We start from the raw sequence: 15,361 nt of genomic DNA, 5'->3' as shown, positions 1-15,361 counted from the left end.
CTCAGTTCTCCAAGGTTTCAGCGGCCGGTTGCGTCGATTCCGCAGATTCCGCAGCTTGCGTGGATTGCGCCGGCTCCGATTCGGTAGCCGGTTCCTCCGCTGCCGCTTGCGCACCGGCGGCGGGGACCTCATCTTCTTCGATCTCCACCTCAGCATTACGCGCGACGGCAATAATTCTGTCACCCTTATCGGGGCGCACGAAAGTAACACCCTGGGTGTTGCGGCCGGTGAGCGACACTTCATCAACCGCGGCACGCATCACCTTGCCCGATTCCATAATAGCGAGCACCTCGTCACCGCTGGACACCATGAGCGCACCCACCAGGTCCCCGCGGGCCTCGGTCAGCTTCGCGACCTTAATACCCATGCCGGCACGCCCCTGCACCCGGTATTCATCCGCGCTGGTCCGCTTGGCGAAGCCCTGTTCCGTCATCACGAACACCTGGGAATCATCATGCACCACGTCCATGGTGAGGAGGGAATCATCCCCGCGGAATTTCATGCCCGTCACCCCGGAAGACGCCCGGCCCATAGGCCGCAGCGATTCCGCATTCGCGGTGAAACGCAAAGACATCCCGTGGCGGGAAACAAGCAGCAGGTCATCGGCCTCATCCACGAGAGAAGCGGCCACCACCTCATCGCTGCTGCCATCCGCCAGCTCGCGCAGCTTAATCGCGATCAAGCCACCCGAGCGCGGGGAATCGTAATCCGCGAGCGGGGTCTTCTTCACCAGCCCGGACTTCGTGGCGAGCACCAGGTACTTCGCGTCATCGTAACTGCGAATCGAACGGACCGCCGCGATGCTTTCGCCAGGCTGGAAAGCCAGCAGATTCGCCACGTGCTGGCCCTTGGCGTCGCGCCCACCCTCGGGAAGTTCATAGCCCTTGAGGCGGTAAACCCGCCCGAGGTTCGTGAAGAACAAATGCCAATCATGGGTGGAAGCAATCCCGAAATGATCAACCACATCATCTACGCGCAGCGAAGCACCGCGAATACCCTTACCGCCGCGATGCTGGGCGCGGTATTCACTCACCTTGGTGCGCTTGACGTACCCGGAACGAGTGACCGTAACCACCACATCCTCTTCGGGAATGAGGTCTTCCACGCTCATCTCCCCGTCGTAGGGGAGGATGGTGGTGCGCCGGTCATCGCCGTACTTATCGGTAATAGCCTGCAGTTCTTCGGAAATAATGGAACGCTGGCGATCCTCGGAGGCCAAAATACCGCGGTAGTCCTCCACGAGGGCCCGCTTTTCTTCGTATTCGTCCAGGATCTTCTGGCGTTCCAGGGCGGCCAGGCGGCGCAGCTGCATTTCCAGAATCGCATTGGCCTGGTCCTCATCAATATCGAGGAGCTCCATAAGGCCGGTGCGGGCCACATCCACGGTGGCCGAAGCCCGAATAAGCGCAATAACTTCATCCAGGGCATCAAGAGCCTTGAGGTAGCCCTCGAGAATATGCATGCGCTTGAGAGCTTCGTTGAGGCGGTACTCGGTGCGCCGGCGGATCACATCCATCTGGTGCGCGACCCAGTGCCGCACGAAACCATCGAGGGAAAGCGTACGCGGCACCCCGTCTACCAGCGCCAACATATTTGCCGGGAAATTATTTTGCAGCTGGGTGTGCTTGTAGAGATTGTTGAGAACAACCTTCGGTACCGCGTCGCGTTTAAGAACGACGACGATACGCTGGCCGGCCCGCCCGGACGTTTCATCGCGAATATCGGCAATGCCCGGGAGGCGGCCATCCTTGATGCCCTCCACCATTTTGTCGAGCAGCCGGTCCGGATTGACCTGGTAGGGCAGGTCGGTGATAACCAGGCAGGTGCGCCCGCCGATCTCATCCACTTCCACCACGGCGCGCTGGGTGATGGACCCGCGCCCGGTCCGGTAGGCATCCTCAATGCCGCGGGTGCCCAGAATGGTTGCCCCGGTGGGGAAGTCCGGACCCTTAATGCGGCGCATGAGCTCACCGAGGAGTTCTTCCCGGGAAGTATCCGGGTGGGCGAGGTACCACTGCACGCCGTCATTGACTTCGCGGAGGTTATGCGGCGGAATGCGGGTGGCCATACCCACCGCAATACCTTCGGAGCCGTTCACCAGGAGATTGGGGAAACGGGAAGTGAGGATGGACGGTTCCATGAGTGAGCCATCGTAATTCGGCTCGAAATCAACCGTATTTTCCTTGATATCCCGTACCATTTCCAGGGCGAGGGGCGCCATGCGCGCCTCGGTGTAACGCGGGGCGGCCGCCCCGAGATCACCGGAGGTACCGAAGTTGCCCTGCCCGGACACCAGCGGATAGCGCATGGACCAGGGTTGGGCCAGGCGCACCATGGTGTCATAAATCGCGGCATCACCGTGCGGGTGGTAGTGCCCCATCACATCGCCCACGATTTTCGCGGACTTGGAGAAGGAGGAATCGGGCCGGTATCCGCCGTCGTACATCGCGTAGATAACGCGCCGATGCACGGGCTTGAGGCCATCGCGCACGTCCGGCAGCGCGCGGCCCACAATAACGGACATGGCGTAATCGAGGTAGGAGCTCTCCATTTCACGCTGGAGATCCACCTCCATAATCGCGCCGTGATTATACGTGGACGTCGTTTCGCTTTCGCTCATAATGATGACAAATCCTAGATATCGAGGAAGCGCACGTCGTGCGCATTACGTTGAATGAAGCCGCGGCGGGAATCCACATCTTCGCCCATGAGAACGCTGAAGGTTTCGTCTGTTGCGGCGGCCTCCCCGATGGAGACCTGCTTGAGGGTGCGGAATTCCGGATTCATGGTGGTATCCCACAGTTCTTCCGCGTTCATTTCACCCAGACCCTTGTAGCGCTGGATGCGCTGGGATTCTTCGCGGGGTAGCCGCCAGCCGTTCCCTTTACCTTCTTCGAGAACCTCATCGCGTTCCCGATCCGAGAACACGTAGGAATGCGGGGCATTCGTCCATTTGATGCGGTAGAGCGGGGGCATAGCTAGGAAAACATGCCCGGCTTCGATAAGCGGGCGCATGTAGCGGTACACCAGGGTGAGCAGAAGGGTCGCAATATGCGAGCCGTCCACATCCGCATCGGCCATGAAAATGATCTTGTGATAGCGCAGCTTATCGATATCGAATTCATCACCGATGCCGGTACCGAAAGCGGTGATAAGCGATTGGATGGTATCTGAGGAAAGTGCCCGATCCAGGCGGGCCTTTTCGACGTTGAGGATCTTGCCGCGGATCGGCATGATGGCCTGGTGTTCCGGATCGCGCCCGTTGACGGCGCTACCGCCGGCGGAATCACCCTCCACGATAAAGATTTCGCATTCTTCGGGTTTATTCGAGGTGCAATCCTTCAGCTTGCCCGGCATGGAGGCTGATTCCAGCACGGATTTACGCCGGGTTGCTTCGCGGGCTTTGCGGGCCGCGGCACGGGCGGCAAAAGCCTGGGTGCCCTTGCGAATAATCTCTTTGGCATCGCCCGGGTGGGAATCGAGCCAGTCGCTGAGCTGGGTGTACATCTGCTGCTGCACGAAGGTGCGCGCTTCGGTATTCCCGAGCTTTGTTTTGGTCTGGCCTTCGAACTGAGGATTACCCAGTTTCACAGAGATAACCGCGGTGAGACCTTCACGCACATCATCACCGGAAAGATTCGGGTCCTTATCCTTGAGAAGCCCGTGTTCACGCGCGTACTTGTTAATCACCGAGGTGAGCGCGGACCGGAAGCCCTCTTCGTGCATCCCACCTTCGGTGGTGTTAATCGTATTGGCGAAGGTATTGACCGATTCGGAATAGGCCGAGGTCCACTGCATGGCCACTTCCACTTCGATCTGCTTCTCATCGTCTTCAGCTTCGAAGTAGATAATGTCGTTATTGATGATCTCCGACTTTTTCATCGAGTTGAGGAACTTGACGTAGTCAAGCAAGCCGCCGGAATAGCAATACGATACTTCGCGCTTCGCCGGGACTTCCGCCGCGGTTTCGCTTTCCGCCCCGGTAACTTCATCGCCTTCCGAAGTAGCCGAGGTACGTTCATCAATGAGGTTGATGCGCAGGTTCTTATTGAGGAAGGCCATCTGGTGGAAACGCTTGCGCAGTGTTTCGAAATCATAATCCGTGGTCTCGAAAATATCCGGATTGGCCCAGAACGTTTGGGTGGTTCCCGTTTCGGTGGTTTCTTCCCCGCGTTCAAGTTCCCGGGTGGGGACCCCGTTTTCATAAGCGATCCGCCATACATAACCATCACGCTTGACGATGGTTTCCATCCGGGTGGATAGCGCGTTCACCACGGATACACCCACACCGTGCAGGCCACCGGATACCGCGTAGCCGCCCTGGCCGAATTTACCGCCGGCGTGCAGCACGGTCATAACCACTTCCACCGCGGGGCGCCCCTCGGTGGGGTGCATATCCACGGGGATGCCGCGCCCATTATCTTCCACGCGCACCCCGCCATCCTCACGCAGGGTTACCGTGATGGTATCCGCGTAGCCGGCCAGCGCTTCGTCAACCGAATTGTCCACAACTTCGTAGACCAGATGGTGCAAACCACGTTCCCCGGTGGAGCCGATATACATACCGGGGCGCTTACGTACCGCCTCGAGGCCTTCGAGGACGGTAATATTCGATGCATCATAAGACTGATCGGGGGATACTTCACCGACGTGATGCGCAGGGCTCTGCTGAACCGGGCGCTGTTCCGGCTCGGGATGACTCATTGTTTCCGACACGCGCGGAACACTCCTTCAGGCTAACTCTCAAAAATGGGCCTCTCCCGCGTTGACCGCCGTTCTAGTAGGTACCTACGCTGGAGAGTCCCTCGTCTATTCTAGCCTATAAGCAGCTAAGAAACTGAGACGGAGGACCGCTGTGCTGGAGATGTCCGAGCAAGAATTCGAGGAGGCGGTGGCCGATGCCATCGATCTGCTGCCCGAGGCTTTTCTCGCGTCCCTTCCCAATGTGGTGTTTTTAGTGGAAGAAGAGCCTGAGCCCGATATGCTCCGCCCGGAAGATTACGATGAGAACGGCCACCCCGCGGTGCTCGGTTTTTACGACGGTATAGCGCTAACCGACCGCGGTGACGACGCCGGCTTGCTGCCCGACCGCATCTTTATTTTCCGCGGCCCGCTGATGCGCTGGTGCGAAACGCGCGAAGAATTAGTGGAGGAAATCGGGGTCACCATTATCCACGAGGTCGGGCATTTTTACGGTTTGGACGACGACGCCCTGCACGCCCTGGGCTGGGAATAGCTAGCACAACTACCCGTAGGTATCTCGGGGGCCGCGGCCGGGAACTGAGAGGAGCCCGTGCTTCCAGCTGGGCCGATGCGGGCCCAAAATAACAATATCCTTGACAATCCCCTCCCCTATTTCGGCGGCAATCCGCCCGGACAGGGTGGCAAGGAGCGCGCGCATCTGGGTTTTCCACGAGGTGGAGGAGGCGCGCAGGGTGAGCACGCCGTCGTCGGAAAAATCTTCAATACGGCAGTGCCGCGCCACATTCGGTCCCACGATATCGTCCCAGCGCGCGGAAACAGAGGCAATATCGAGGTGGCTTTGCCAGCCGCGGTCGCGGATGGTTCGGGCCAGGAGTTCACCAACCGGGTGCGGATCGCGCCAGGAGGGCCGAGCCCCAGATCCCACATCACCCCAGCCCGGGCCGGGAGTGGCCACCGGATCACCGATGCGGTCAGCCGCGCCGGCTTCGCCGGGTGCGCCCGTGCCGTTTGCCGCGAGGTACCGGGAAGCCGCGGCGGGCCGGCGGGTGCGCACATCTCCGCGCCGGAAAGCTGCTTCCCGAGCGGCGTCCAGAGCATGAAGTGCGAAGATATCGCCAGCCTCACGCGCCATCGCGGACCTCCTCGGTAATGCTGCCCGCCGCGATATGGAGGCGGTCCCCGCGCAGGGTTTCGGGCAGGTCATCGCCCACCGCCGCGGTCACAATCACCTGGTCGGCCTGGGCCACCAGCTCAGCCAGGCGCTCCCGGCGCCGGGCATCGAGTTCGGCAAAAACATCGTCGAGGAGAAGGATGGGTTCGCCATCTTCGCTCAGTAATTTCCAGCAGGCCAGCCGGAGCGCCAGTGCGTAACTCCAGCTTTCCCCGTGGCTGGCATAGCCTTTAGCCGGCAGGGTTCCTAAAGACAAACGCAGGTCATCGCGGTGCGGGCCCACCAGATTCACGCCGCGCTCAATTTCTTGATCCCGGCGTTCATCGAGTTGGGAACGCAGCAAGGCCTGAGCGGTTTCTACATCACGCAGTGCATCTTCCTGGGCGGTGACGGCGTGGCAGCTGGCGTCGTCGTCGTTTAATAGCGCCGCAGCATCGGGGAGGGTGAAGGTACCGCGCCACGCATTCGCCGCGTAATCAAGGCGGGCGTGCCCGCGGTTACCGGACACGATATTGTACATTTCCGTGACGTACGGGCGGAGCCGCGCCACCAGTTCGGCGCGGGCGGCTACGATCTGGGCGGCCAGCCCGGCCAGCTGCTCATCCCACACATCAATAGCGGCGTGATCCACGCTTTTTCCGCGCCGGCGGGCGGCCCCGGCAGTTTTCAGGAGGGCGGCACGCTGGCGGATCACCCGTTCGTACTCACTTTTCACCGCAGCGAGACGCGGGCGAAGCTGCACCATGAGGTCATCCAGGAAAGCACGCCGCACCGCCGGTTCCCCGCGCACCAGGGAAAGATCTTCGGGTGCGAAAAGCACCGCGCGGATAGTCCCGAGAATCTCTATCGGGCGCACATTACCGCGATTGAGGCGGGCTCGGTTAGCGCGCCCGGCATAGATTTCTACGTCCACGGTGGTCGGTGATTCGCCGCGCATCACCCGTGCCTGCACCACGCCGGCGGTCGCGCCCTGGCGAATCAGTGCATTATCGGAGGAAACTCGATGGGAGGTGAGGGTGGCGAGGTAGGCGATGGCCTCCACCAGATTGGTTTTCCCCTGACCGTTCTCGCCCACGAGGATAGTCACCCCGGGGCGAAAACGAGCCACTTCACGCCGGTAGTTACGAAAATCCGCCAGCGCTAAGTCAGAGATGTACACTCACACCCGCGCCTTAGGAGTAGGTGCGAATCGGCATGAGGAGGAGGCGGAACTCATCCGTATCGGAGCCGTTTTCTTCGGGTTGGCCGGTAATAACGGCCGGTTTCGTGGGGCTGGTGAAGGAGAGGCGCACGAAAGGCGTATCTACCGCGGTCAGGCCATCTTGCAGGTAGGCCGGGTTGAAAGCCATCGCAATATCTTCCCCGGTGAGGGTGGCCGGCAGGGCTTCGCTGGTTTGCGCCGAATCATTTTGACCGGCATCCAGTACCACGCTACCTTCGGTAAAGCTCAGGCGCACCGCACTATTCTTTTCGACGACGAGCCGCGCGCGCTTAATGGCATCGAGCAGCATCAGGCGGTCAATCACCGCGTACCCGTTGACGGTATCCGGGAAGAGTGCCCGGACCTGCGGATAATCCCCGTCAATGAGGCGAGCCACGTTCTGGCGGTCCGCAGCGCGGAAACCAATGAGGCCGGTGCGGCCGGTGGTATCGAGGGTCATGCGCACATTACCGACGGAACCGAGAGACTTGGCGATATCGGAAAGCCGGCTGGCCCGCACCAGAATTCGCGCGGAAATCTGCGGATCTTCCGGTTCCCAGGTGAGGTTGGCGATGGCCAGGCGGTAGCGGTCAGTTGCCATGAGGGCAATATTTTCGCCGTTGATTTCGATGCAGACCGAGACGAGGAGCGGGAGGGTGTCATCGGTGGAGGCGGCGGTAACGGCCTGGGCAACTGCATGTTGCCAGGCCGCGCCGTCTACCACGCCCGATACTCCATCGAGGGGCGGGGCAGCCGGGTAGTCTTCCAGCGGCATCGAGGTCATGACCATGCGCGAGGAGCCGCATTGGAGATCAAGTTTGGTGCCTTCGACCGTGAGATCAATGGGCTTATTGGGGAGCGCGCGGGCATATTCGGCCAGCAGGCGCCCGTGCACCAAAATGGTTCCGGCTTCTTCTACATCACCGGTAATTTCAGCGTAGGAGGAAATATCAGGATCATACGAGGAGAGTGCAACGACGCCGGTGTCTTTAGCTTCGATTTTGATCCCGGAAAGGATGGGCAGCGAAGGGCGGGTGGGGATAGTGCGTGCCGTCCACGAGACGGCGTCCGCGAAGACATCGTGTTCAATCCGCAATTTCACAGCGAACCTTCCTCCCAATGACAAGAACTTCTAGAGCTACTTTACGCGAGGGAAGGCCCGGAAGGAAAAGAATTTAGCGGCTTTGTAATTACAACGGTGTAGTTTATCGCGGCGGGTGCACAGGCCCTCGGCGACCGGTTGTTGTTCATGCGGGTGTTAATAGGTAGTGGTAGTAGTAGGTGCTGTGGACACTGTGGAAATGTGTTCGAAACGGCGTGCGCATGCGATTTCTGCTTGTGGATGAGCCTGTGGACGGCATTGTGGATAAGAGGTGCTTTCGGGGGATGAGACACTTGAGCCCGAATGCTATCCACCGCTAGATCCCGCCAATCCGCTTAATTTGAGCTGGTATCCACAGCTTATCCGCAAGCCCTGTGGATAGCCTTGATCCTGGTGTGTGAGCGAAGAAATAGGGATATATATCAGGCTGATTTGTGAGACGAGGTGGCTATGGAGGCAGGTGGCTGCGGCGTCGTACTCAATGTGTCGCACGCGCGCACCGGCCCCGGTGCCAAGGCAAACAGATTCTCCCCCGGCGTGCGCCGCGGTTGGCGTTACCGATGTAGAGAGTTACCCGGCCTGGTTTATAGAGTTACCGGGCTTGAGCTATCCGGCCTAAGCTACCCGGCCTGGCTGGCCGCCTGCTTAATACGCACGGAGAGTTCGGAGACCTGGTTATAGGTGGTCTGCCGCTCGGCCATCTGCTTATCGATTTTCCGATAGGCGTGCATGACGGTGGTGTGGTCGCGTCCGCCGAAAAGTGAACCGATCTTCGGGAGGGAAAGATCTGTCATTTCCCGGCACAGATACATGGCGATTTGCCGCGCAGTAACAGGAATTCGGGAGCGATCCGCGCTGGTGAGATCGTCAATGGTGATGGAGAAGTAATTCGCCGTTTGCGCCATGATGAGGCTCGGTTTGATATCCACCGAATCTGGATTGGTAATGAGATCTTTGAGGACCATCTCGGATAGCGTGAGTGAAACCGGTTGCTTGGATAGATCCGCGAAAGCGGTGACTCGCCGCAGCGCACCTTCCATTTCGCGCACATTCGTGGTCATATGCGTGGCGATATATTCATGCACCTCGCGCGGGACGCTAATGCCGTCCACATGCGCTTTCTTTTCCAGAATGGCGATACGGGTTTCCAGATTCGGGCGGTCAATACTTGCCACCACCCCGGAGTTAAAACGCGAAAGCATCCGCTCTTCGAAGCCGTTGAGCAGATTCGGGGCCACATCGGAGGTAATAACAATCTGCTTATTGGAATTCGTGAGGGCGTTGAAGGTGTGGAAGAACTCTTCCACAGTGGTATCACGCCCGCCAATGAATTGGATATCGTCGATAAGAAGAATGTCGACCTTGCGGAAAGAATCCTTGAATTCGCTTTGCCGCCCGTCACGCACCGCGTTAATAAAAGCATTGGTGAACTCTTCGGCGCTGATATAGCGCACGTGAATATTCGGGTAGAGCGAGAGTGCGTAATTCCCGATCGCGTGCATGAGATGGGTTTTCCCCATCCCGGAATCCGAATAGAGGAACAGCGGGTTATAGGTGGTTCCCGGCGCTTCGGAGACCGCTAGCGACGTGGCGGTAGGAAAACGGTTCGAATCCCCGATAACAAAATTATCGAACGTGTATTTCGGGTTGAGACCGGCGGCGGTGGAGATCGCCGCAAAAGAAGGATCTGCGGAATTCCCGTAGATCTTTTCTTCCCCGGAGGCCATCGCCAAAGTTGCGAGCGAGGTCGGTTCAGTTTTTTCGACCGGTGCGCTTACGTGCGGGGTAGTACGGGCCGACGGCGCAGCTGCGGCCACCGGTTCGGCGGGCACATCGGGATAAGTTCCCGGTTCTTCCAGGGTGAAATCCCGATAGGTAGCGGACTTATTCCATTCCGAATCCGGAGAAAGAGCGGTGGGAGTTTCCACGCGGCGCGGCGCCGGGGCGGTCTCCACCGGGCGAGACTCCCGGCGTTCCGCAGCCGGGAGCGGGGATTCATTGACGCTTGGATCAATGGAAATAACCAAGCGGATGCTGTGGCCAAGGATATTGGAAAGCGCCCCGGTCATCAGATCAGCAACGTGTTCTTCGATCCAATTCTTCACGAATTCGGATCCCACCACGATCATGAAAATGTCCTCGGCGGTGGCGAGCGGATGGGCCATGCGCACAAAAGCGGATTGTGAATCGGAGAGGTCGCCCTGCATACGCAGCAATTCCAAGGCGGCAAGCCAAGCATCGCGCGCGGGGTTCATCTCCGCCATGACATCCTCCTGAGGACTCTTCTAAGAAAAAAGGGGGCGAGCCTCGCAGCCAGGTGATCCGAGCGCCGTTGATGATCACGACTGTAAGTTTCACGGTATCTGGTGAGGCCATGCCCTATCTCTGTCTGCCTATCGTAGGTGAATGACGCGCAACACGCTAACAAGTTATCCACAGGCTTCTCCACACCTGTGGAAATTACACCTCTGTTATTCGCAGGTCACTTGCGCGCTGTGGAGCCTTAAAAACCTATCCTCAATCTTTTCCACAGATGTGTATAGTCCGAAAAAATTGCTTCGGTACGTGTTTTCTCACAGTGATCATCCTTGAGATAACGGTCACCGCACGCTAAAACCCTTTGACTCATCGCCTGGATCTCGCGTAAAGTCATCTAGTCCATGCGTGGTTCAGCCGCGCGTATTTGTTAGGAAGGGCCGCCACCGGTTGTGGATAAGCCCGTCAATATCTAGTGGAGGGGATCACCGTGGTTAAGCGGACTTTCCAGCCGAATAATCGCCGTCGCGCTAAGGTACACGGTTTCCGCAAGCGCATGTCGACCCGCGCAGGTCGCGCTGTTCTGGCAGCTCGCCGTCGCAAGGGTCGCGCCAAGATTTCGGCTCAGTAAATGCTTCCAGCCGTTCACCGCATGCGGAGTTCGGCGGATTTCGACTCGGCCTTTTCCGGAACGCGCGGCTCTACGCGGCGCGTCCAAGTCATCCTCGGCTCCCAGTCGGAATCGACCCTAACCGGCCCTCACCCTGTGCGGGTCGGTTTTGTCGTATCCAAAGCCGTGGGTAATTCCGTGGTGCGGCATCGGGTATACCGGCAGCTGCGCCATCTTATGCATGCACGCCTCAGTTTTTTTGACGACGGCGATCTCGTCGTCGTTCGCGCTTTTCCCGCCGCGGCGGGAAGCAGCAGCGCGCAACTCGGTGAGGATGTGGATCGTGCGCTCGCCAAGGCATGCGCGCACCGTTCTCGGGCGGTGAGCACAGCGTGAGCGCGGCGGGGGCAAGCGTGAAACCGCACGGGCAACGCAACGAAAGTATGCTGGTACGGGCAGTGCGCTGGTACCAACGCACCATCTCAGCCGCACGTCCCCCGCGGTGCCGCTACGCACCGAGCTGTTCGGCCTATGCGATACAAGCCATACAGATTCATGGGACCGGCAAAGGTACACTTTTAACCGTGTGGCGCTTGCTACGGTGCAACCCGTTGACGAAGGGCGGCGTAGATCGAGTGCCACCACCGGGTCAGTGGCCAAAGAAACCATTGGACCAAGATGAGCTTCTCGAGCTTTACGCCAAAGAAGACGCGTTAGACGATAAGAACAACGCTACGGGCAGTCCCAACCAGGATCGTCCAATAGCGTGAGGAGAAACTAAGTGGATACAATTCTCGCTCCGTTTATGTGGGCGGTCTCGTGGGTGATGTACGGCATCCACGAAGGACTCGTACTCCTGGGTATGAACCAGGGCGCCGGGCCGGCGTGGGTATGCGCCATTGTCGGCCTGACCATTGTGGTTCGTCTGCTCATCTTGCCGCTGTATAACCGGCAGATTCGTGCTTCGCGGGCGATGCAGGTGCTGCAACCCGATATTCAGAAGCTGCAGAAGAAGTACAAGGGGAAGCGGGACCAGGTGTCCATGCAGCGCCAGCAGGAAGAACTGCAGGCGCTCTACCGCAAACACGGGGCCTCCCCCATGGCGTCGTGCTGGCCGATGCTCGTGCAGATGCCGATTCTTTTCTCCCTGTACCGGGTGCTTATTAACTTCCCCTCCATTGCGACGGGCAAGCGTGGCCCCATCGGGCCGATTACGCAGTCGGTTGCGCAGGACTTCGAGGACACCACGTTCTTCGGTGCTCCTATGTCCGCCACCATTTCCACCGCGGGTCAATTTGCTAATGCCACCCAGGTGCGGATTGTCGCCGTCGTTCTTGTTGTCATCATGATCCTCAGCATGTTCTGGACTCAGCGTCAGCTCATGACGAAGAATATGCCGGAACAGAAGGATCCGAATAACGCGGCTCTGCGCATGCAACGCATGATGCTCTACGGTATGCCGCTGATTTATGTCTTCTCCGGTGCGGTGTTCCCGGTGGGCGTGCTTATCTACTGGTGCGCCGGTAACCTCTGGAATATGTGCCAGCAGAGCTGGTTCATTCGGCACAACCCCACCCCCGGTTCGCGGGCCTATATCGAGCGGGAAAAGCGCATTCTGGAAAAGCGTAAGCGCAAGGGACTCACCGATGAAGAGATTGCCGAACTGGAAGCTGAGGAGCAGAAGGGCGGCCAGCGTTATCAGCCGATGAGCAAGGAACGCGCGAAGAAAGCCGGGCTGAGTCCCGATGCGTATATGCCGCGGCCGGAAGATGAGGGCGACGACGATAAGCCCGCCGTCGGTAAAGATGGTTTGACGGATGAAGAACGTGCTCGGAAGCGCTACGAACGCCGGCAGGCTGAACGGGCTCGCGCCCGCGCCAAGAAGAATAAGAAAAACCGCGGTAAGTAACATGCGGCTACCGGTGTAGAACAAGCTAAACTTAGTCAAAGAAAAGGAACGGACGGGTTGCGCAACATCTTGGCAGCCCCAGAAGGGGATCCCCCGGATACCAGGAGAAAGAATGAGCGAAACGTCTGAGGATATTAAGAAGCTTGATCGCGAAGGCGATATTGCGGCTGACTACCTCGAAGAACTGCTGGATATTGCTGATCTCGACGGCGATATTGATATTTCGATTGACGAAGATCGTGCCACGATTGCCATTGTCACCGGGGGTGAAGCCGATGAGCGGCTGCGGCGCCTGGTGGGCCGGCACGGTGCGACCCTCAATGCGCTCCAGGATTTGACCCGCCTTGCGGTTCAGGAAAAGACCGGGGAACGCTCGCGTCTCATGCTGGATATCGCGGGCTACCGCGATGAGCGGCGCGCCAAGATTGAAGAAATCGCTGCCGAAGCTATCCGCGAGGTACAGGAAACCGGCGACGAAATCGAGTTGGATCCCATGAATCCCTTCGAGCGCAAGGTTGTGCATGATGCTGCTGCTGCCGCCGGGCTTGTTTCCGATTCTGAAGGTGTAGGCGCGGGGCGTCACGTGGTTATCAAGCCCGCGGACGAGGATTAATACGCATATATGGCGGAAGAACATCCTATGATCGAGGTTCCTCCTGCCGCCGGTGCTGAACACTTCGGCACGGCGACATGGGGAACCTTGCTTCATTTTGCGCGTCTGCTTGAAGAGGAAGGCGAGGTACGCGGGCTGGTGGGTCCGCGCGAACTGGGTCGCTTATGGTCCCGTCACCTTCTCAATTCGTTAGCTATCGAGGAATTCATCCCCGTGAATGCCACGGTGGGCGATGTGGGTTCCGGGGCTGGTTTTCCGGGGATCGTATTGGCGATTGTGCGGCCGGACGTTACCGTGACTCTGATTGAATCGATGGAGCGCCGCACCGAATGGCTACGCTACGTGGTGGGCGAATTAGGCTTGCGAAATGTCAAGGTGCGCACCGCCCGTGCGGAACAGCTCAAAGGTCGTTTCGCTGCGGATATTGTGACTGCCCGCGCGGTGGCGGCTCTCAAGAAACTACTGCCGTGGACGATGCCGCTAGTTAAACCCGGAGGGCGTTTGGTCGCTCTCAAGGGTGAGCGCGCCGCCCAAGAAATTGACGACGCTGCAGCGCAATTGCAGCGTTACGGCGCCGTGGAGGTGACAGTGCATGCGGTGGTTCCCTTCGGAACTGCGGAGGCTACCCGAGTTGTGGAGGTAACCAAAAAGGCATCCTAGCGGGGTAGTTCCTCGGCGTGAGTCATAGGTTGAGGAGCTTCGGAGGCCCATAAAAACGAACATATGTTCGGTTGGTATTAGTGATGCTTAGATTGCGGGAGCGGTGGCCGTGACCCAGCTGACGACGGCACTGAGGGCGCTTGATACCGGCTAGAATATTCTGAGGTAAGGAGGGCGTTATTTATGAGTGATCCCCGGAAAAAAGTTGGACGTCGTGCTGCACCGAGTTCGGCACCTGCCCCTGCACCACAGGATCGGGACACTCCGATCGCCCGTGAACTTCGCGAGGATTTCAAGCGCCTTAAGAAGGTAAAAGCGAGTAAATTCCAGAAGCCGGAGCATACTCGTGTTGTTGCGGTGACTAATCAAAAGGGTGGCGTTGGTAAAACCACGACCGCTGTTAATATGGCGGCAGCCCTTGCTCTTAACGGTATGCGAGTGTTGCTTGTTGATGCTGACGCGCAGGGGAATGCTTCGACCGGCTTGGGAATTAGCCCGCAAGAGGAACGTACTGACGTTTACGAAGTATTCAAGGGTGAAGCTAAGCTCGAGGATGTTCTTATCGAACTTGAAGAGATCCCGAATCTCTACGTGGCACCCTCGAGTATCACCTTGGCCGCGGTTGATTTTGAATTAGGCCAGGTACCTGGGCGGTACTCTATTTTGCGCGAGGCGATCCGGGAAACTATGGATAGTTTTGCGGAGCAGGGTAAGGCCTTTGACTTTGTATTCATTGACTGCCCCCCAAGTATGGCGTTGTTACCGGTAAGTGCGTTGGTCGCGGCTGATGAGGTGCTGGTTCCTATTCAGGCTGAGTTCTATGCTCTCCAGGGTGTAGCTCAATTGGTACAAACGGTTGAGGATGTGCGCTCATCACGAAACGAGAAGCTGCATATCTCGGCATTTATCGTGACCATGGTAGATACTCGCACAAATCTTGCGAAAGACGTATCGGAAGAAGTGCGTTCACACTTCGGTGACCGGGTGCTTCATACGGAGATTCCCCGATCTGTGGCGGCGGCGGAAGCGCCGTCTTTCGGGAAAAGTGTTCTCACCCATGACCCTCGAAATCGCGCTGCCATCGCCTATCTTGCGGCAGCAAAAGAATTTTCAGCTCTCTCATAGTTAGGAATCA

Annotated in this window: 14 protein-coding genes; 8 read left to right on the top strand and 6 right to left on the bottom strand. The window is 58.5% G+C overall.

Annotated features, from left to right (window positions below):
- Position 1 precedes the first annotated feature (1 nt).
- Both gyrA and gyrB read right to left on the bottom strand, forming a co-directional pair.
- Positions 2-2,620: a DNA gyrase subunit A gene (gene gyrA, locus QP828_RS04140; RefSeq protein WP_274732551.1), complete on the bottom strand. Its 2,619-nt coding sequence runs from the start codon at positions 2,618-2,620 to the stop codon at positions 2-4.
- Between the two features lie 14 nt (positions 2,621-2,634).
- On the bottom strand, positions 2,635-4,716 hold the full coding sequence (gyrB, locus tag QP828_RS04135; RefSeq protein WP_274732553.1) for a DNA topoisomerase (ATP-hydrolyzing) subunit B: 2,082 nt from the start codon (positions 4,714-4,716) through the stop codon (positions 2,635-2,637).
- A 148-nt stretch (positions 4,717-4,864) separates the two neighbouring features.
- On the opposite strand from gyrB, the gene QP828_RS04130 reads away from it, so the two are divergent.
- Positions 4,865-5,236 (top strand): metallopeptidase family protein, encoded by a 372-nt coding sequence (locus tag QP828_RS04130; protein ID WP_274732654.1) that lies wholly within the window; start codon positions 4,865-4,867, stop codon positions 5,234-5,236.
- Between the two features lie 9 nt (positions 5,237-5,245).
- On the opposite strand, the gene QP828_RS04125 is transcribed toward QP828_RS04130, so the two are convergent.
- The 4 genes from QP828_RS04125 to dnaA form a co-directional block, all read right to left on the bottom strand.
- Positions 5,246-5,836, bottom strand: a complete 591-nt coding sequence (locus QP828_RS04125) for a DciA family protein (protein WP_274732555.1) — start codon at positions 5,834-5,836, stop codon at positions 5,246-5,248.
- Positions 5,826-7,034, bottom strand: coding sequence for a DNA replication/repair protein RecF (gene recF / locus QP828_RS04120; protein WP_274732557.1), 1,209 nt, complete (start codon positions 7,032-7,034; stop codon positions 5,826-5,828). The genes QP828_RS04125 and recF overlap by 11 nt, the downstream gene beginning before the upstream one ends.
- Before the next feature lie 13 nt (positions 7,035-7,047).
- Positions 7,048-8,178, bottom strand: a complete 1,131-nt coding sequence (gene dnaN, locus QP828_RS04115; RefSeq protein WP_274732559.1) for a DNA polymerase III subunit beta — start codon at positions 8,176-8,178, stop codon at positions 7,048-7,050.
- Between the two features lie 620 nt (positions 8,179-8,798).
- Positions 8,799-10,442: a chromosomal replication initiator protein DnaA gene (gene dnaA / locus QP828_RS04110; RefSeq protein WP_274732561.1), complete on the bottom strand. Its 1,644-nt coding sequence runs from the start codon at positions 10,440-10,442 to the stop codon at positions 8,799-8,801.
- Positions 10,443-10,924: 482 nt separating this feature from the next.
- Here dnaA and rpmH point away from each other — a divergent pair, with 482 nt between their 5' ends.
- From rpmH to QP828_RS04075, 7 genes are all read left to right on the top strand, one after another.
- Positions 10,925-11,065, top strand: coding sequence for a 50S ribosomal protein L34 (gene rpmH / locus QP828_RS04105; RefSeq protein WP_039898524.1), 141 nt, complete (start codon positions 10,925-10,927; stop codon positions 11,063-11,065).
- On the top strand, positions 11,066-11,440 hold the full coding sequence (gene rnpA, locus QP828_RS04100; protein WP_274736454.1) for a ribonuclease P protein component: 375 nt from the start codon (positions 11,066-11,068) through the stop codon (positions 11,438-11,440). It abuts the gene before it with no gap.
- The gene (yidD, locus tag QP828_RS04095; RefSeq protein WP_407706697.1) at positions 11,404-11,814 is read left to right on the top strand and encodes a membrane protein insertion efficiency factor YidD; all 411 of its coding nucleotides are present in this window, start codon (positions 11,404-11,406) and stop codon (positions 11,812-11,814) included. The genes rnpA and yidD overlap by 37 nt, the downstream gene beginning before the upstream one ends.
- Positions 11,815-11,825: 11 nt before the next feature.
- Positions 11,826-12,953, top strand: coding sequence for a membrane protein insertase YidC (gene yidC / locus QP828_RS04090; protein WP_126135093.1), 1,128 nt, complete (start codon positions 11,826-11,828; stop codon positions 12,951-12,953).
- Positions 12,954-13,065: 112 nt separating this feature from the next.
- Complete coding sequence (locus tag QP828_RS04085) at positions 13,066-13,566, top strand: Jag family protein (protein ID WP_274732568.1); 501 nt, start codon at positions 13,066-13,068, stop codon at positions 13,564-13,566.
- Positions 13,567-13,575: 9 nt separating this feature from the next.
- Entirely contained in the window at positions 13,576-14,226 is a 651-nt protein-coding gene (rsmG, locus tag QP828_RS04080; RefSeq protein ID WP_274755768.1) for a 16S rRNA (guanine(527)-N(7))-methyltransferase RsmG, read from the top strand.
- 183 nt (positions 14,227-14,409) lie between these two features.
- The gene (locus QP828_RS04075; RefSeq protein WP_274732573.1) at positions 14,410-15,351 is read left to right on the top strand and encodes a ParA family protein; all 942 of its coding nucleotides are present in this window, start codon (positions 14,410-14,412) and stop codon (positions 15,349-15,351) included.
- Positions 15,352-15,361 lie beyond the last annotated feature (10 nt).

Source organism: Actinotignum sanguinis (assembly GCF_030230305.1).
GTDB classification, from domain to species: Bacteria; Actinomycetota; Actinomycetes; order Actinomycetales; family Actinomycetaceae; genus Actinotignum; species Actinotignum sanguinis.
Note: the sequence above shows the minus strand (reverse complement) of the source record. Positions and strands in the feature narration are given on the sequence as shown.

Excerpts from the sequence above, each read along its gene's own strand:
- gyrA (WP_274732551.1), bottom strand. The coding sequence starts at position 2,620 with ATGAGCGAAAGCGAAACGACGTCCACGTATAATCACGGCGCGATTATG.
- QP828_RS04130 (WP_274732654.1), top strand. The coding sequence starts at position 4,865 with ATGTCCGAGCAAGAATTCGAGGAGGCGGTGGCCGATGCCATCGATCTG.
- QP828_RS04125 (WP_274732555.1), bottom strand. The coding sequence starts at position 5,836 with ATGGCGCGTGAGGCTGGCGATATCTTCGCACTTCATGCTCTGGACGCC.
- dnaA (WP_274732561.1), bottom strand. The coding sequence starts at position 10,442 with ATGGCGGAGATGAACCCCGCGCGCGATGCTTGGCTTGCCGCCTTGGAA.
- rnpA (WP_274736454.1), top strand. The coding sequence starts at position 11,066 with ATGCTTCCAGCCGTTCACCGCATGCGGAGTTCGGCGGATTTCGACTCG.
- yidD (WP_407706697.1), top strand. The coding sequence starts at position 11,404 with ATGCGCGCACCGTTCTCGGGCGGTGAGCACAGCGTGAGCGCGGCGGGG.
- QP828_RS04085 (WP_274732568.1), top strand. The coding sequence starts at position 13,066 with ATGAGCGAAACGTCTGAGGATATTAAGAAGCTTGATCGCGAAGGCGAT.
- rsmG (WP_274755768.1), top strand. The coding sequence starts at position 13,576 with ATGGCGGAAGAACATCCTATGATCGAGGTTCCTCCTGCCGCCGGTGCT.
- QP828_RS04075 (WP_274732573.1), top strand. The coding sequence starts at position 14,410 with ATGAGTGATCCCCGGAAAAAAGTTGGACGTCGTGCTGCACCGAGTTCG.